We start from the raw sequence: 16,330 nt of genomic DNA on the forward strand, positions 1-16,330 counted from the left end.
TCGCTGCTGTGCAGCGGCAGGATGATCAACGCCAGGTCCAGCTCACCGCGGCCCAGGTCGCGGATGAGGTCGCGGGAACCGCTCTCCTCGACGTGGAGCCCTCGCATTCGGCGGAGGCCTTCCGTCGGCACCTGAACGCCTACCTGCTGGCGATGTCTCCGGAGGATCTGGGACCCGACCTGGAGGTCCTCATCTCCGCCGCCGACGCGGGCGGCCCCGCGCACCGTCACATCGAGGAACCGGACGACGGTCACCCCCGCACCTGACCCGCCCCGTCGTGGGTGCGCCGTCGCCGCCCGGAGCCGCGCGGAGCCCGACCGTCGAGGCGGTTCCGTTTTCACCCCAGAAACCCCATGAGACGCGTGGACCCCTATATCAACTCCGACCACTTTCGCACCAGTGGCACCGGAGAACGCCGCGCGTGCCGAAAGTGCAGGTGGAGAGGGATTCCGTCGCCAAGGGGCACAAAAAAGTGGCGCATATCACATCTCTTTCCGGGCAGAATCGCGAGCTCTGGGACGTGACCGTGATCACATCGGCTTAGCGTTGCGTAGCAGACCGGTTCGCTACTGCTTCTCCCGCAGCCGTCCAGAACCCGGGGAGCGGTCACGGCCATGGGAGGGCGTGGGCCCGCACCCGTCTCCCGGCCCGGCCCCTCTCCACAGGAGGTGGAGACCACGGTGACCTCGACGCGAACGACGCGCCCCGGCGGGCGGGCGCGCATCCCCGAACGCACCCTGCGCACCGACCGCTGGTGGGTGGGCCCGATCCTGACGACCCTGGGCCTGACGACCTTTCTCGTGTACGGGGCCGTGCGGGTGTTCCAGCAGGACCACTACTGGGTCCAGGAACACCACTACCTGACACCCTTCTACTCCCCCTGCCTGGCCGCGCAGTGCGTCCCCGACGCCTCGCTCTTCGGCCGGGTCCCCTGGGAGTTCCCGCCGTTCTTCCCGTACGCCCTGCTCAGCCTGCCGATCCTGCTGCTGTTCCGGGTGACCTGCTACTACTACCGCAAGGCCTACTACCGCTCGATCTGGCAGGCGCCGACCGCCTGCGCGGTCCGCGAACCGCACCGGAGCTACACCGGGGAGACCCGGCCGCTCATGCTCCCCCAGAACGGGCACCGCTACTTCTTCTACGTCGCCTTCGCCATCACCGTCATCAACACCTGGGACATGCTCGTCCCGTTCCTCCACGGCACCGAAGGCGGCTTCGGGATCGGCCTGGGCAACCTGATCATGCTGGTCAACGTGCTGATGCTGTGGGGCTACACCCTCAGTTGCCACTCGTGCCGGCACATCATGGGCGGCCGACTGCGCAGCTTCCGCCGCAACCCCGTCCGGTACTGGATGTGGTCCCGGATCTCCACGCTGAACAACCGGCACATGTGGTTCGGCTGGCTCAGCATCGCCTCACTGATGACCACCGACGCCTACATCGCGCTCGTCTCCAGTGGCACCATCACCGACCTGCGGATTCTCAACTGAGCGGGGAAGGAAGAGACACCGTATGCCCCCCAACACAGAGGCCGGGGTCACCCGGTACGCCTACGACGTCGTGGTGATCGGCGCGGGCGGCGCGGGCCTGCGCGCCGCGATCGCCGCCCGCGAACAGGGCAAACGCACCGCCATCATCTCCAAGTCGCTCTTCGGCAAGGCGCACACCGTGATGGCCGAGGGCGGAGCCGCGGCGGCGCTGGGCAACACCAACGCGGACGACACCTGGACCGTGCACTTCCGCGACACCCTGCGCGGCGGCAAGTTCCTCAACGACCCGCGCATGGCGGAGCTCCACGCACGCGAGTCCCCCGACCGCATCCTGGAGCTGGAGTACTGGGGCGCCCTGTTCGACCGCACCGCCGACGGGCGCATCAGCCAACGCAACTTCGGCGGGCACGAGTACCCGCGCCTGGCCCACGTGGGCGACCGGACCGGGTTGGAGCTCATCCGCACCCTCCAGCAGCGGATCGTGGCCCTCCAGCAGGCGGACGCCGTCGAGTACGGGGACCCCGACGCCCGGCTGCGGGTGTTCGCGGAGACCGCCGTCACCGACCTGTTCCGCGAACCCGGCCACGACGGCCGGGTCGTCGGCGCCTTCGGCTACCGAAGGGTGGACGGCGGGTTCGTACTGTTCGAGGCGCCCACCGTGATCCTGGCCACCGGTGGTATCGGCAAGGCGTTCCGCACCACCTCGAACTCCTGGGAGTACACCGGGGACGGGCACGCGCTCGCCCTGCGCGCGGGCGCCGGCCTCATCAACATGGAGTTCGTCCAGTTCCACCCGACCGGGATGGTCTGGCCGCCCTCGGTCAAGGGCATCCTCGTCACCGAGTCCGTGCGCGGGGACGGCGGGGTCCTGCGCAACTCCAAGGGCGAGCGCTTCATGTTCGACTACGTGCCCGACGTGTTCCGGTCGCAGTACGCCGAGTCGGAGGAGGAGGCGGACGGCTGGTACGACGACCCGGCGCACCACCGCAGACCGCCGGAGCTGCTTCCGCGCGACGAGGTGGCGCGGGCCATCAACAACGAGGTCAAGGAGGGACGCGGCTCGCCGCACGGCGGCGTGTTCCTGGACGTGTCGACCCGGCTGCCCGCCGAGGAGATCCGTCGCCGGCTCCCGTCCATGCACCACCAGTTCAAGGAGCTGGCGGACGTGGACATCACGGCGGAACCGATGGAGGTCGGTCCCACCTGCCACTACGTGATGGGCGGTGTGCGGGTCGACGCCGACACCGCCGCCTCCGACGTCCCGGGGCTGTTCGCCGCCGGTGAGGTCGCGGGCGGGATGCACGGCTCCAACCGGCTCGGTGGCAACTCGCTGTCCGACCTGCTGGTGTTCGGCCGTCGGGCGGGGCTGGGCGCCGCCGCCTACGTCGACGCGTTGGCGGACCGGGAACCCACCCCCGGCGTGCTGGACGGGGCCGTGGCGGTGGCGGTGCGCTCCTCGCTGGCCCCGCTCAAGCAGGGCGACGGGGAGAACCCGTACACGCTCCACTCCGAGCTCCAGGACACCATGAACGACCTGGTGGGGATCATTCGCAAGGGGCCGGAGATGGCGGTGGCCCTGGAGCGGTTGTCCGCGCTCGCCGAACGGGTGCAGGTGCTCAGCGCTCCGGGCGACCGTGTGTACAACCCGGGCTGGCACCTGGCCTTGGCCCTGCCGAACATGCTCCTGGTGTCGGAGGCCGTCACCCGTGCGGCACTGGAGCGCACCGAGTCGCGGGGCGGGCACACCCGGGACGACTTCCCCGCGATGTCGGCCGAGTGGCGGCGGGTGAACCTGGTCGCGCACGCGGTCGACGCGCGGGTGGAGCTCACCCGACGCGCCCTCGCCGACGTCCCCGACGGGCTGCTGCGCCTGTTCGAGCGCGAGGAGCTGGCCAAGTACCTCACACCGAGGGAACTGCCCGCGGAGGAGACCCCGGGGGCCGTCGGGGACGGCATCGACACGACCGAGGAGGGCACGGCATGACCGAGCGGACGTTCCGGGTGTGGCGCGGATCCGACGAGGGCGCACTGACCACGTACGAGGTCGAGGTGAACGAGGGCGAGGTGGTGCTGGACGTCCTGCACCGCCTCCAGGCCACACGGACACCGGACCTGGCCGTGCGGTGGAACTGCAAGGCCGGCAAGTGCGGCTCGTGTTCGGTGGAGATCAACGGCAGGCCACGACTGTCCTGCATGACCCGGATGAGCGTGTTCGACGAGGACGAGGTGATCACGGTGACGCCCATGCGCACCTTCCCGGTCGTGCGGGACCTGGTGTGCGACGTGTCGTTCAACTACGACAAGGCGCGCGAGATCCCCTCGTTCGCCCCCGACCCGAAGACCGCTCCCGGCGACTTCCGGATGCGGCAGAGGGACGTGGAACGGTCCCAGGAGTTCCGTAAGTGCATTGAGTGCTTCCTGTGCAACAACGTGTGCCACGTGATCCGGGACCACGAGGAGAACAAGGAGCACTTCTCGGGGCCGCGTTTCCTCATGCGGGTGGCCGAGCTGGAGATGCACCCCGAGGACACGGCGGACCGCAGGAAGATCGCCCAGGACGAGTTCGGGATGGGCTACTGCAACATCACCAAGTGCTGTACCGAGGTGTGCCCCGAGGGGATCCACATCACCGACAACGCGCTGATCCCGCTCAAGGAGCGGGTGGTGGACCGCAAGTACGACCCGTTGGTGTGGCTGGGCTCCACGATCGGGATCCGTCCCCGGGACACCCCGATCGTGCCCAACGTCCGTGCGCCCCGCACACGGGAGGAGTGAGCCGGAGGCGGCGTCGCTCGTCCGGCCCGCCGGCCGGCGGGCCGTCGTGCCGTCGGCGCGGGTCGTGGTGCGCCGGCACTCCCCCACCGACCGCACCGAGCGGTGGCGCCCGGTCTCCCCGCGCGGGGAGGCCGGGGCCGTGGGGCCACGCGGCGGGGGTGTCCGCCCTCGCGGCCGACGGTCGCCCGCGTGCCCGGATGGCGGTGCGGTGCCGGGGTTTCGGGCGTTTCTCGACTTCGTCGTCGGCGCGGGATAGCTTTGCCCTCCCCTTCGTCGATGACAGGAGCACGCGGGTATGGCCACCGACCACAGCCTCAAGAAGTACATCGACGGAGCGGCCGCGCGAAGGCTCGGCACGTCCATCAGGGCGGTGCGTCCCGACTTCGACGTGGACTCCTACGTCGCCGAGGTGGATCGACGGGTCGGCCCCCTGGAACTCAAGGACCGGGTCCTGGTCATGTCCCAGGGGCTCCGGGACCGCCTGCCCGAGCACTACCCCGACGCCGTCGCCGTGTTGGTCGCCGCGCTGGAGGACCCCCTGGGCGAGGACGACGGCATGTTCAACGACGGGTTCCACCTGATGGCGGTGGCCCGGTTCGTGGAGGAGTACGGGCTCGACCACCCCGAGGCCTCGCTGCCCGCGCTGGTGGAGATCACGCGCCGTCACACGGGAGAGTTCGCGGTCCGCCCGTTCGTGCAGCGCCACTACGCACCGACCATGGCGTTGATGCGCGCCTGCGCCGTCGACCCCGACGCGAACGTGCGCCGGTTCGCCAGCGAGGGCATCCGGCCCCGGCTGCCGTGGGCGCGCCGACTCCCCGCGTTCGTCGTCGACCCCGCCCCGGTGCTGGAGGTCCTGGAGTACCTGCGCAGCGACCCCTCCAAGTACGTGCGCACCTCGGTGGCCAACAACCTCAACGACATCGCCCGTGCGCATCCCGACCTGGTCCTGGACCTGGCCGAACGGTGGACCCGGGAGAGCCCCACCCCCGAGACCGCGTGGACCCTCCGGCACGGGCTGCGCACGCTCATCAAGGAGGGCGACCAGCGGGCTCTGGCCCTGGTGGGCGCCACCGGTGGCGAGCACGTCCTCGCCCACGGACTCACGCTGTCGCCACGGGCATTGGACCTGGGCGGGACCCTGTTGGTCCGGGTGGAGCTGGAGAACGTCGACACCCGACCGCACACGGTGGTCATCGACTACGCGGTGCACCACGTGCGCGCCGACGGTTCCCGGGGCCGCAAGGTGTTCAAGTGGACCAGGGTCGAGCTGTGCGCCGGGGAACGGCGGCTGCTGGAGAAGAAGCACCCGGTGCGGCCGATCAGCACCCGCACGTACCACCCGGGCGATCACCTGGTCGAGGTCCAGGTCAACGGGCTGATCAAGGCGTCCGCCGCCTTCGACCTCCGTGTGTGAACCAGGCCGAGGCGATCACGCCGGGGCCGGCGTGCACCGCCGGGAGGGCGCCCCCGGGTCACCGGGCGGGTCGGGGAGCGGCCGGAAGGGCACCCCCTGAGGAAGGCCCGGAACGGCACGGGGCCGGCCGGTGCTCCGGCGAGGGGTGTCCACCATCCTCGACCATCGGAGGCGTCCGAACGCGGACCGGTGACCGGTCCCCGTGCCCCGGAGAGCCTGGGGGTCAAGGAGGATCACTACAGGATCTGGCGGTAGAGCCGTGACCTGAGCGACGGTTCGGTGACAGGCCGATTGCTACTTCCTGTTCCGGAACCGTGTCCACCAAAAGTCGGCCTGCCCCGGATGGCCTGCCGCTTCCAGCAGCTTCGCAAGATTGAACATGGCGTCGGGCTGGCCTCGTTTGGCGGCCTTTTGCCACCACTCCTCGGCCTCATCGTTCCGACCCGCCTCGTACAGCCGGTACCCGCGGTTGAACATGGCGTCGGGCTGGCCTCGTTTGGCGGCCTTTTGCCACCAGTCCTCGGCCTGCCCTTCATCGCCCGCCTCGTACAACATGACCCCGAGGTTGAACATCGCGTCGGGGTCGTCCCGCTCGGCCGCCTTGCGGTACCAGTACTCAGCCCCGTCGAACCGTTTCGCGTCTTCCAGCCGGACCGCTAGTTTGAACATCGCGTCGAGGTCGCCCTGTTCGGCGGCCCTGCGGTACCAATATTCAGCCTTGTCCACCTGATCCGCGTTCTTCATCAGGAACCCGAGGCTGGACATCGCTTGGCGGTGGCCCCGCTCTACCAAGGGGGACCAGGCTGTTCTGGCGATGTCGTTCCGCCTGGCCCTGAAGGCGGTGATACCGATGGTGTAGCGGTCCTGCTCACCGGCCTCTTGCAAGGCGATCCGCCAGATCGCTTCAGGCAAGGAATCCGGGCTGGTGAGGTAGTCGAAAGCCCGCCACCGCAGGCCCTCAGAGTCAGCAGGCACCAGCATCCCGGCCCGCCCGCTGCGCCGCCGTGTGGCCCATTCCCAGGCCCGATCGGCGTCCTCGGGCAGATGCGGCGCCCCCGGTAGATAAGCGGTGTGGACGGCGTGGATCTGGTCACGGGTCAACGGGCTGGACAGCCCGGTTTGGGCTATCCCCACCGCGACGGCCACGAACGCATAGCCGCGCGGATGGCCTCCGTCGGCACCTTCGAACCGGTCCTGTTGGAGGCGGGGTCCCGCGGCCATATGCTCGGCCACCCCGAAGCGCTCATCGTCCGCGGCTCGGACCAGGCGTTCGTCTTTGCTGGCCCGGGCCCGCTCACGCTCGTGCGAGCTCCAGCGGCGATCGACGACAACCGGCAGGGTCTTGAGGACCTCATACCCCACCCCCTTCGAGGCGGGGCCGTGGTCGTCAGTGGCGCTTGGGCGCAGGGCTCGTAGTTGGTTGGCTCGGATCGTGGCGGCCACCACCGCGCCGGCCCGGCCCAGTTCGGCGACCAGGGAGGGGGTCAGCCCCGAGGCGGCCAGGTGGCGGTCCAGGTCGTCCAACCAGATCACCCACCCCTGCGGGGGCTGCTCAGCCCTGTCTTTGAGCCAGGCGGGCAGGGGGCGCAGGTCGGCGTCCTGAGGCGGGTTCACCAGCATCCGGCCGGGCAGGGTCCGGACCAGGGAGGCGGCGAGCGCGCGGGTCTTGCCCGCGGTCGAGGCGCCGGCCACCAGCACCATCCCCCCGCGTGATGAGGCCGCGGCCGCACTCAGGCACCGGTCGAGTCTGTCGTCCACGTCCCGGGCCACGTAGGGGGCAGACCCTTGTCCTCGGACCCGGGGATGGAGTGGTGGGCACCCAGCTCACCAGGATCGCAGTCCCGGACGCGCCGGGCTGTGTCCATCCACCCGGGGAACGGTGCGGCGGGTGCGAAGTTCACGTTGACCGGTCCGTTGATGGAACCGGCCTGGATGGAGACCCCGCGGTTGTCGCCCATGCGGTTCTCGACCATCGGGGTCACCGCCCCCAAGCCGGACAGGTACGAGGTCACCAGGCTGCGACAGGGGGCCGCCCAACTCCACCAGCAAGACTGTCGAAGGGACGGTGCGTGTCCACGGGCGTGTTCGTCGCATAGATCGATTCTGCCTTCTACACAGCGGTTGTAGTCATGCCTCCCGGAGCCGGGAGATCCGTAGCAGGGCCCGACGAAGCTACTCACGGGATACTCGTCCTGCTGCCGGGTGTTCGGGAGAACCACCCCGGGATGTCGGCCGGCACCACAGGCAAAGGATCATGCCAATAACGCCAACCACGCCATGTTGGCGTCCGAATGGGGCATGATGGACGACATGAGTACCGACACCAGCGACGCGCACGAACTGTCCGTGACCCAGGCCCGCGACCACTTCTCCGAGCGGGTCAACCGCGCGGTCTACGGGGGCGAGGTCACCTTCGTCACCCGCGGCCGCCGCCACCAGCGGGCCGCGGCGATCGTCCCCGCCGACATGGTCGATCACTACGAGGAGCTGCTGGACGAGCGCGACGCCCGCATCGCCGCCGAGCGCCTGGCCGACATCGAGGCCGGACGGTCCACGACCCTGCCCTTCGACGAGGTCATGCGCCGTGTCGGGCTGAACGAAGACGAGCTGGGCCGGTGAGCGAGCCCTACACCGTCACCTTCGTCGACCAGGCCTACAAGCAACTCGACAAGCTCGACCGGCCGGTGCGGGTGCGCATCATGCGCAAGATCCGGGAGCTGGCGACCGATCCCCGCCCGGCCGGGAGCATCCCCTTGAAGGGGGACACCGACTCCTGGCGCCTGCGGGTGAGCGACTACCGGATCGTGTACGCGATCCGTGATGGGGAGTTGGTCGTGCTGATGTTGAGCGTGGCCCACCGCCGCGAGGTCTACCGCGACCTGTGAAGGCACGAACCTCTCGCACGTCTCGCACGGGTGCTACGCGTGCGAGACGTGTCACCCGAGTTCAGGTCTGGTGCATGCGGGGACTCGCTGCCCCCACACCCCCGCCACCCCGGACGGGAACGGGGGGGCGAGGAGGATCCCGGAAGAAAATCCCGTTAACGGTCTGACCTCCGCTTCGGTTCGGGGGTTGAGGAACATCGGAACAGGATCCGGCGCTCAGGACGCGGCACCCCTGCGGCGGAGCTCGGTACTTCCGGAAACATTCGTTTCCAGAAGTAGTGACCGGGGATGAACGCCGGATCGTCCCGAAGCTACTCATCGGTTACTTTGCGGCTCACCGGAGCTCCGGCAGAAGCAGGCCACTGTAGCGTCGCTGAGATGGAGCGCTCCGAGATCTTCGACATTGCCCACCTGCGCCATCCGATCGCGGCGCCGGTGGCGCCCGAGCGGTTACGCGAACTGGTCGGCTGGCTGAGCCCAAGCGACGGTGCCCGCGCCGTTGACCTCGGGTGCGGCGAGGGCGAGTGGCTGCAGGAGCTGCTGCTCACCCACCCCGGAATCACTGGCGTAGGGATCGACCACATGCTCCCAACCACTGCCGCGCGGCGTGCCGACGAGCGGAAACTGAGCGACCGGGTGCGCTGGATCGAGACGGATGCCGCCACCTGGAACGACGGGGTCTTCGACGTGGTGCTGTGCGTCGGTGCGAGCCACGCCTTCGGCCGGCTGGAGGACATGCTGGGCGCTGTCCGGCGGCACCTGCGCCCCGGTGGCCAAGCGCTGATCGGCGACAGCATCTGGGAGGGCGCCCCGTCGGCTTCTGCGCTGGCAGCGCTTGAGGTTTCCGCCGACGCCTATCCCGACCTCGCCGGCCTCGTGCGAGCCATCCATGAGCACGGGTTCGAGCCGTCGTACGGGCACGTCAGCACGTTGGCCGAGTGGGACCACTACCAGTTCAGCTGGACCGGGTCGCTCGTCGACTGGGCCGTGCGGGAGGCCTCGACGACCGAGGATCGTGACCAGGCATTCGCCGCTGCACGTGAGAATCGCGACGCCTGGCTGAGCGGCGCCCGACGCGAGCTAGGGTTCGCCACCTTCGTCCTGCACGACGCCGCGGCCTCTGGCGCGCGCGACTGATCGGCGTTCACGTTGCTGCCAACGTTACGGTGGCCAGCTCCTCGAGTGATCCGACAAGAAGTCGGGGGTCCAGACTGGCCGGGAAGGACCGGGACCACGGCCCGGTCCTCGACCTCGATCATCGACCTGCGGAAGCGCCCTCGCGCGGGCCACCGGCCGATCCCACGTCCCCCAAGCGTCCGAGGCGGGTCCACGGCCGCTCGGGGGCGAGGTCAGAACCCGCGATCGGCCCAACCCTCCAGGCGGGCGGCGGCCTCGGCGATGGTGCTGGATTCGCCGTGCCCGGGATGCACGACCGTATCACCGGGCAGGACCGTGAGCTGGTCCCGGATCGAGGTGATGATGGTCGGGAAGTCCGACGCCGGCTGGCCGGTGGCCCCGGGACCGCCGGGGAAGAGGGTGTCTCCGGTGAACACCACCCCGAGCTCGGGGGCGTAGAGGGAGACCCCACCGGGGGTGTGGCCGGGTGTGTGCAGGACGGTCAACTCGATGCCGCCCGCGCTCAGTACCTCTCCGTGCAGCAGGGGGGCGTCGGGTTCCCGGTAGGGGTGCACCTGGTGCCAGAGTTCGGCGTCGTCGGGGTGCAACAGGATCGGGGAGTCGGTGAGGTCGGCCAGGTCCACCGCCGCGTTGACGTGATCGCTGTGCCCGTGCGTGCACACGATCGCCATGAGCTCACGATCGCCCAGACCGCGGGCGATGCGCTCGTGGTCGTGGGCGGCGTCGATCACCACCGCGGTCTCGTCGTCACCGACGATCCACACGTTGTTCTCGACTTCGGACTCGGCACCCTCCAGGCTGAAGATTCCCGAGGTGCGTAGCCGCTGGACGGGGGACTGGGAACTCACAAGCTCACCACCTGACGTCTCGCGGGGCAGGAGCCTCGAGCCTATCGGGCGTGAACCCCGCGCACACGCTGTTCGTGTCGGCGTCCCCGGTGTGTCAGGGGGTGTGTCAGGAGTTGGGCGCGTCGAAGTCGCGACGCAGCGTGTAGGGCTGGATGAGGCCCAGGCCGTGCGCGTGACGGGCGCGGACCTGGACGACCTGCAGCCCCTCCTCCCCCTCCAGGCTCTCGGCGAGCGCCTCGTCGATGAGGACGGTGCCCGGGCGGGCGAAGGAGGTGAGCCGGCTGGACCGGTTGACCGTGGTGCCGAAGACGTCGCCGTGCAGGGTCAGGACCGGCCCGTAGGCCACGCCCACCCGCACGTCGGGCACCTCCACGTGGGTCTTGACCCCCGAGGCCAGGCGCAGCGCGATGTCGGCCGCCTGGGTCGGTGAGTCGGCGACGTAGAGCACCTCGTCGCCGAGGGTCTTGACCACCCGTCCGCCCCCGGAGGCGACGATGTCGGCGGCGGTCGCCTCGAAGCCCTCCACGACCCCCGCGAGCTCCATCTCGTCGAGTTCGCGGCTGAGCGTGGTGAAGGAGACCAGGTCGGCGAAGCCCACGATCAACGGGTAGTAGTTCGGGACGGTGTCGTTGCCGTTGGACATCACCGCGAGCGTGCGCGCGGTGGAGGCGGCGAGTTGGCGACGCCAGATGTGCAGCAGCAGCCGTTCGACGTCCGGCAGCAGCTCCTTGACCTGGTTCATCAACGGGCCGGCCGCCGGGTTCTCGCTCCCCTCCTTGAAGATGAGGGTGCTGAGGATGCTGGTCTGCCAGTCGGCCAGACGGGCCATGGTCTGACCCATGGCGCGGGCGAAACGGACCACGCCCTCCTCGTCGAGGACGCCCTCCTCCAGTAGGGAGTGCGCGATGCGCAGGGCCTCGACGTCGCTCTCGGCGAACATCACCGAGTCGTCACCGAGTGTGGGAAAGCCCAGGGCACGCCAGACGCGTCCGGCGAGCTCGGGATCGGCTCCGGCGAGCTCGACCGCCTGTTCCCTGGTGTAGACCGCCTCACCACCGAGCAGGACGGACTCGATCGCTTTCGGGTCAGGACGCGACGGCATACGTTCTCTTTCACGGGACCTTCCCCGCCGAGCGGGGAGCAATCTCTCTGGCACCGGCCCGGGGGCACGGCCTTGGCTCCGACTCCAGCCTACTCCCAAGCCCCGCAGGACCCGGAAGACGAAATCGCTGGTCAGCCCTGTGGGCCTGCCGGGTACTCCGGTCGCTGGGCCGCGTTGACCTGGCGGTAGATCTCCGACTGGAACCACTGGGGCTTGGGCACCCGCTGAAGGACCATGCCCTCCTGTTCGGATGCCGACTGAATGGACAACGTTCCGTACCGCATGATCCGTTCCCACAGAGTGATGTTGAACGAGACGTCGTTCACCCTGGTGAGGGGCATGTCGCGGCCCTGCTTGGAGACGATGCCGTCACGCATCATGAGTCTCCGGTTGGTGAGGATGTAGACGGTGGTCGCCCATTTGAGCATGGGGACGAACCAGAAGGCCAACGCCGCGACGATCCCGACGGCCACCACGACGCCCCCGGCGATGAGGCTCCATTCCTCGTTCCAGGGCATGAAGAACAGCGCGGCGCCCACCACCGCGCCGATAACGAACAGCAGCACGAACTCACCCGCGAGAAGGGTCCAGTGTTGCCGTGCGACGTGGACGAGTTCCTCGTCGTCGGAGAGATAGCGGTCCGCGATAGCCATACCGGTGATAATGACACAAGCTTCCGCGCCACGGGAGAAGGGGGAATTTCGCTGTGGACGACGTCGGCCTCCCTCAGTCCCCGGGGCGCACGTGCACCACGTCGCCGACGTTGAGCGCCCGTTCCCCCGTCGGTCCCGCCACGACCAGCCTGGCCTGGTCGTCCACACCGGTGGCGGTGCCCTGGAGGACCCGGTCGCCCGGCAGGTGGACCCGCACCCGGCGGCCGAGGGTGACGCACACGCGACGGTAGTCGTCGGCCAGCCCACTGGCCTCGGCGTCGCCCGACGCATCCGTCCAGGCGGTGTACCGCTCCTCGAACGCGGCCAGGACCGCGCACAGCAGGGCCTCGCGCTCCGATCCGACGGCCCCCTCGGCCCGCAGCGAGGTGGCGGTCTCCACGGGGAGCTCGTCCCGGCTCTGGAAGACGTTGAGGCCCATGCCCACCACCACACCGACCCGGCCGGGGTCGGAGAAGTCGGCCTCGGCGAGGATCCCGGCGAGTTTGCCGTCCCGGTCCTCCCCCGGCACGAGCACGTCGTTCGGCCACTTCAGCGCGGCCGGCACACCGGTGGTCGCGCGCACGGCGGCGACGGCGGCCACCCCCATCATCGGGGACACCCAGCCCAGCCGGTCCGACGCGACGGTGGGCCGCACCAACAGGGAGAAGGTGAGCGCCACCCGCGCAGGGGTCGTGAACCCGCGTCCCAGTCGGCCCTTGCCCGCGGTCTGGTGCTCGGTGACCAGCACGGTCCCCTCGGGGGCACCGACCTTGGACCGGATGACGAGTTCGGTGTTGGTGGAGCCGGCCTCGGAGACGACCTCCACGTCCCGCCACAGCCCGCCGGGACGCACCACCGCGGCCGTGAGCGCGGCCTGGTCCAGGGGAGGGATCTCACTGCTGTGTTCACCGGTCATGGCCCCATTACAGCAGCGCCGACGCCCCACCGGACACACCTTCCCCCGCGTTCCCCCGCCCAGGACCACCGGGCCGTGGCCCGCGTCCCGCGGATGACCCGAGGCCCCCACCCGCCGGCGGAACCGGACGCCGGTCCCACGATGCACCCCGGCACCCGGCCCGGTGGGCCGGGCCTGCGGCGTCCGACCGGCCGGATCGGAGGTCCGCGGGATCCTCGGCGTCATGAGACCGCACGCGGGTCCCGCACCCGGGCGAGGGTGTGGGACCCGCGTGCGCGTCGGGTCCGGTCAGCCGGTGTTCTGCAGACCGGCGGCCACACCGTTGACGGACAACAGGAGCAGCCGCTCCAGGTGCCGTCCGTCCTGCTCCGAGAGCGCGTCCGCCTCCTCACCGCGCAGGGCCTCCAGGGCACGCAGTTGGAGGTGGCTGAGCGCGTCCACGTACGGGTTGCGCAGGTCCACCGCGCGCGACAGGACCGCGCGGTTCTCCAGCAGTCGGCTGTGCCCCGTCACCTGCAGCACGAGTCCGCGGGTGAGGTCGTACTCCCGCAGCACCGTCGCGGTGAGCTCCGGCCGACCGCCCAACGCCAGATAGCGCTCGGCGATGGTGCGGTCGGTCTTGGCCAGGCTCATCTCCGCGTTGTCCAGCAGGGACGCGAACAGCGGCCACTCCCGGTAGGCGGCCTGCAGGGTGGGCAGGTCCGCGACGGCGGCCAGACCGGTGCCCAGGCCGTACCAGCCCGGCAGGTTGACGCGGGTCTGGGTCCAGGCGAACACCCACGGGATCGCCCGCAGGTCGCCCAGGCCCCTGGCGGCCCCACGCCGGGAGGGGCGCGAGCCCAGCCGCAGCTCGCCAAGTTCCTCCAGGGGGCTCACCTTGGAGAACCACACCGCGAAGTCCTCGGTGCCGATCAGCTCCAGGTAGGCCTCCTGCGCGGCGGCGGCGATGGTGTCGGCGTGCGAACGGAACCGGGTGGCGGCGGCGCGTTCGCGCTCCTGGACCTCGTCGGTGGAGGCCATCAGCACGGCGTGGCCGACCTGTTCGATGTGGCGGCGGGCGATGGCGGGCTGGCCGTAGCGGGCGAAGATGACCTCGCCCTGCTCGGTGACCTTGAACCGACCGTCGACCGACCCCGGCGCCTGCGCGAGCAGGGCACGACTGGCCGGGCCACCGCCTCGGCCCAGGGACCCGCCGCGGCCGTGGAAGAGGGTCAGGCGGATGTCGTGCTCACGGGCCCACGCGGACAGCCGCGCCTGCGCGTCGTACAGGCGCAGGGTGGCGCTGACCGGACCGACGTCCTTGGCGGAGTCGCTGTAGCCGAGCATGACCTCCAGGCGACGGTCGTTGTCGGCGAGCCTCTGTCCCACCTGGGGCAGTTCGAGCATCCCCGCCAGGACCCGGGGCGAGGCCTCCAGGTCGGCACCGGTCTCGAACAGCGGAATGACGTCCAGGACCGGGACCCGCTTGGGCGGCAGTGCGTAGGTCGCCAGCTTGTAGACGGCCTCGATGTCGTCGGCCGAGCGGGTGAAGCTGACGATGTAGCGGCGGCAGGCCTCGACACCGAAGCGCTCCTGGATCCAGGAGACCGTGCGCAGGGTGGCCAGGACCTCCTCGGTGCGTTCGGACAGCGCGCCGCCCGCCTCCAGTTCGGCGAGCGCGGCGGCGTGGACCTCACTGTGCTGGCGGATCTCCAGTTCGGCCAGGTGGAAGCCGAAGGTCTCGGCCTGCCAGACCAGGTGTTGGAGTTCACCGTAGGCCTGGCGTCCGGCCCCGGCCGCGGCCAGGGAGTCCTGCACCAGACGCAGGTCGGCGAGGAAGGCGTCGGCGTCGGGATAGGCGAGATCGGCGTCGCGTTCGCGGGTGGCGCGCAGACGGGCGGCGGCCAGGAGCAGCAGCTGGCGGTGGGGTTCGTTCGGCGAGCGCTTGCCGAGCTCCCCCAGGAGCGTCGGGTAGGCGGCCTCGGCCTCCGAGAGCGCGTCGAGCAGGCCGCGGCTCGCCGGGGTGAGGTTGGAGTAGACGGTGAGGGTGCGCCCCAGCCGCCCGCAGGCGTTCTCCAGGGCACGCAGGACGTGCTCGGACTGGATGGTGATGGCCTCCCGGGTCACCTCGTGGGTGACGAACGGGTTGCCGTCGCGGTCGCCTCCGATCCAGCTGCCGTAGCGGACGAACGGGGTGGCGCGGGGAGCCCGGGTGCCGGTGCCGTCGGGGTCGATGGCGGTGTCCAGGGTCCGGTACACCTTCGGCAGCGTCGAGAAGATGGTCTCGTCGAAGGCGGCGAGCGCGGTGCGCACCTCGTCGAGCGGGTCCAGCTTGGTGTAGCGCAGCTGCGAGGTCCGCCACAGCAGGTCGATCTCCTCGAGCAGGCGTCGGTGCGCCTCGGCGGCCGCGGTGCTGCCCTCGTGGGAGGTCTGCCAGGCGTCCAGTTGGACGCTGATGCGCTGGATGGACGTGGACACGGCGCGGCGTCGCGCCTCCGTGGGGTGGGCCGTGAGCACCGGGTGGAACTCCATGCCCGCCACCAATTCGGCGAGGCGTTCCTCACCATCGTCGCCGTCGCGGATGGTGCGGACGGCCGCGGCCAGGGACTCGCTGGGCGGGTTGGCGGCGTCGTCGCGCTCGCGCAGGGCCCGCATGCGCTGATGTTCCTCGGCCAGGTTGGCGAGGTGGAAGTACACCGTGAAGGCCCGGGCCACCTGCTTGGCGCGCTCCAGCGGCCAAGCGGCGACGATCGCGGTGATCTCCTCGGTGGTGACGGAGCCGTCGCGGGCGCCGATCACGGCATGACGGAGTTTCTCGACATCGGCGAGCAGTTCCTCACCACCGCTTTCGGCGAGGACCGTTCCGAGCATCTCGCCGAGCAGTTTGACGTCATTTCTGAGCTGCTCGGGGACTTCCTGGCGGGCACTGTCACGTTCTGCGCTAACCGCTGTCATGTGGCCGACGATACCGAGATCACACCTGCGCACATGTGTGCGGGGGTGCGTTTTCCCTTGCTTTGCCATCGCGTTAACACGTGTGTCCAGAACGGTGTCATTCACAACGCGTCACGCATTTTCTTGCGCGCCGAGTACCTTTCGTGCCTCTTTCCGCCCGTATCACCCTCCAA

14 protein-coding genes and 1 pseudogene are annotated in these 16,330 nt (G+C 69.9%); 8 read left to right on the forward strand and 7 right to left on the reverse strand.

The annotated features are described in order from the left end of the window. The 5 genes and pseudogenes from DSY14_RS14445 to DSY14_RS14465 form a co-directional block, all read left to right on the forward strand. Nucleotides 1-266 (forward strand): annotated as a pseudogene (locus tag DSY14_RS14445) (hypothetical protein); the annotation flags it as partial. A 402-nt stretch (nt 267-668) separates the two neighbouring features. Continuing rightward, the gene (locus DSY14_RS14450) at nt 669-1,490 is read left to right on the forward strand and encodes a hypothetical protein (protein ID WP_374224017.1); all 822 of its coding nucleotides are present in this window, start codon (nt 669-671) and stop codon (nt 1,488-1,490) included. 22 nt (nt 1,491-1,512) lie between these two features. After that, nucleotides 1,513-3,474 carry a fumarate reductase/succinate dehydrogenase flavoprotein subunit gene (locus DSY14_RS14455; RefSeq protein ID WP_211717067.1) on the forward strand — a complete coding sequence of 654 codons (1,962 nt, stop codon included), beginning with the start codon at nt 1,513-1,515 and terminating at the stop codon, nt 3,472-3,474. Further along, nucleotides 3,471-4,265: a succinate dehydrogenase/fumarate reductase iron-sulfur subunit gene (locus DSY14_RS14460; protein WP_211717068.1), complete on the forward strand. Its 795-nt coding sequence runs from the start codon at nt 3,471-3,473 to the stop codon at nt 4,263-4,265. The genes DSY14_RS14455 and DSY14_RS14460 overlap by 4 nt, the downstream gene beginning before the upstream one ends. 295 nt (nt 4,266-4,560) lie before the next feature. Next, nucleotides 4,561-5,682, forward strand: coding sequence for a DNA alkylation repair protein (locus tag DSY14_RS14465; RefSeq protein WP_211717069.1), 1,122 nt, complete (start codon nt 4,561-4,563; stop codon nt 5,680-5,682). 294 nt (nt 5,683-5,976) lie between these two features. On the opposite strand, the gene DSY14_RS14470 is transcribed toward DSY14_RS14465, so the two are convergent. Further along, on the reverse strand, nt 5,977-7,383 hold the full coding sequence (locus tag DSY14_RS14470; protein ID WP_211717070.1) for a tetratricopeptide repeat protein: 1,407 nt from the start codon (nt 7,381-7,383) through the stop codon (nt 5,977-5,979). Nucleotides 7,384-7,412: 29 nt separating this feature from the next. Beyond that, the gene (locus tag DSY14_RS14475; RefSeq protein WP_211717071.1) at nt 7,413-7,655 is read right to left on the reverse strand and encodes a hypothetical protein; all 243 of its coding nucleotides are present in this window, start codon (nt 7,653-7,655) and stop codon (nt 7,413-7,415) included. A 337-nt stretch (nt 7,656-7,992) separates the two neighbouring features. Between DSY14_RS14475 and DSY14_RS14480 the strand changes: the two genes are divergently transcribed. From DSY14_RS14480 to DSY14_RS14490, 3 genes are all read left to right on the forward strand, one after another. Beyond that, nucleotides 7,993-8,301, forward strand: coding sequence for a type II toxin-antitoxin system prevent-host-death family antitoxin (locus DSY14_RS14480; protein WP_249187888.1), 309 nt, complete (start codon nt 7,993-7,995; stop codon nt 8,299-8,301). After that, nucleotides 8,298-8,567 carry a type II toxin-antitoxin system RelE/ParE family toxin gene (locus tag DSY14_RS14485; protein WP_211717072.1) on the forward strand — a complete coding sequence of 90 codons (270 nt, stop codon included), beginning with the start codon at nt 8,298-8,300 and terminating at the stop codon, nt 8,565-8,567. Before DSY14_RS14480 ends, DSY14_RS14485 begins: the two co-directional genes overlap by 4 nt. 378 nt (nt 8,568-8,945) lie before the next feature. After that, a complete protein-coding gene (locus tag DSY14_RS14490) occupies nt 8,946-9,704 on the forward strand; it encodes a cyclopropane-fatty-acyl-phospholipid synthase family protein (protein ID WP_211717073.1) in 759 nt (252 codons plus the stop codon). 212 nt (nt 9,705-9,916) lie between these two features. On the opposite strand, the gene DSY14_RS14495 is transcribed toward DSY14_RS14490, so the two are convergent. The 5 genes from DSY14_RS14495 to DSY14_RS14515 form a co-directional block, all read right to left on the reverse strand. Continuing rightward, the gene (locus tag DSY14_RS14495; protein ID WP_211717074.1) at nt 9,917-10,552 is read right to left on the reverse strand and encodes an MBL fold metallo-hydrolase; all 636 of its coding nucleotides are present in this window, start codon (nt 10,550-10,552) and stop codon (nt 9,917-9,919) included. Nucleotides 10,553-10,658: 106 nt separating this feature from the next. Continuing rightward, nucleotides 10,659-11,654 carry an adenylate/guanylate cyclase domain-containing protein gene (locus DSY14_RS14500; RefSeq protein WP_211717075.1) on the reverse strand — a complete coding sequence of 332 codons (996 nt, stop codon included), beginning with the start codon at nt 11,652-11,654 and terminating at the stop codon, nt 10,659-10,661. Between the two features lie 131 nt (nt 11,655-11,785). Continuing rightward, nucleotides 11,786-12,307: a PH domain-containing protein gene (locus tag DSY14_RS14505; RefSeq protein WP_211717076.1), complete on the reverse strand. Its 522-nt coding sequence runs from the start codon at nt 12,305-12,307 to the stop codon at nt 11,786-11,788. Nucleotides 12,308-12,380: 73 nt separating this feature from the next. Further along, on the reverse strand, nt 12,381-13,223 hold the full coding sequence (locus tag DSY14_RS14510; RefSeq protein ID WP_211717077.1) for a biotin--[acetyl-CoA-carboxylase] ligase: 843 nt from the start codon (nt 13,221-13,223) through the stop codon (nt 12,381-12,383). Between the two features lie 288 nt (nt 13,224-13,511). Further along, nucleotides 13,512-16,157 carry a phosphoenolpyruvate carboxylase gene (locus DSY14_RS14515; RefSeq protein WP_374224016.1) on the reverse strand — a complete coding sequence of 882 codons (2,646 nt, stop codon included), beginning with the start codon at nt 16,155-16,157 and terminating at the stop codon, nt 13,512-13,514. Nucleotides 16,158-16,330 lie beyond the last annotated feature (173 nt).

The organism is Nocardiopsis sp. MG754419 (assembly GCF_018207095.1).
Lineage (GTDB): Bacteria > Actinomycetota > Actinomycetes > Streptosporangiales > Streptosporangiaceae > Nocardiopsis.

Coding starts and splice junctions, on each gene's coding strand:
- DSY14_RS14455 (WP_211717067.1), top strand. CDS start 1,513: ATGCCCCCCAACACAGAGGCCGGGGTCACCCGGTACGCCTACGACGTC.
- DSY14_RS14460 (WP_211717068.1), top strand. CDS start 3,471: ATGACCGAGCGGACGTTCCGGGTGTGGCGCGGATCCGACGAGGGCGCA.
- DSY14_RS14465 (WP_211717069.1), top strand. CDS start 4,561: ATGGCCACCGACCACAGCCTCAAGAAGTACATCGACGGAGCGGCCGCG.
- DSY14_RS14470 (WP_211717070.1), bottom strand. CDS start 7,383: ATGGTGCTGGTGGCCGGCGCCTCGACCGCGGGCAAGACCCGCGCGCTC.
- DSY14_RS14475 (WP_211717071.1), bottom strand. CDS start 7,655: ATGGTCGAGAACCGCATGGGCGACAACCGCGGGGTCTCCATCCAGGCC.
- DSY14_RS14480 (WP_249187888.1), top strand. CDS start 7,993: ATGAGTACCGACACCAGCGACGCGCACGAACTGTCCGTGACCCAGGCC.
- DSY14_RS14490 (WP_211717073.1), top strand. CDS start 8,946: ATGGAGCGCTCCGAGATCTTCGACATTGCCCACCTGCGCCATCCGATC.
- DSY14_RS14500 (WP_211717075.1), bottom strand. CDS start 11,654: ATGCCGTCGCGTCCTGACCCGAAAGCGATCGAGTCCGTCCTGCTCGGT.
- DSY14_RS14505 (WP_211717076.1), bottom strand. CDS start 12,307: ATGGCTATCGCGGACCGCTATCTCTCCGACGACGAGGAACTCGTCCAC.
- DSY14_RS14510 (WP_211717077.1), bottom strand. CDS start 13,223: ATGACCGGTGAACACAGCAGTGAGATCCCTCCCCTGGACCAGGCCGCG.
- DSY14_RS14515 (WP_374224016.1), bottom strand. CDS start 16,157: ATGACAGCGGTTAGCGCAGAACGTGACAGTGCCCGCCAGGAAGTCCCC.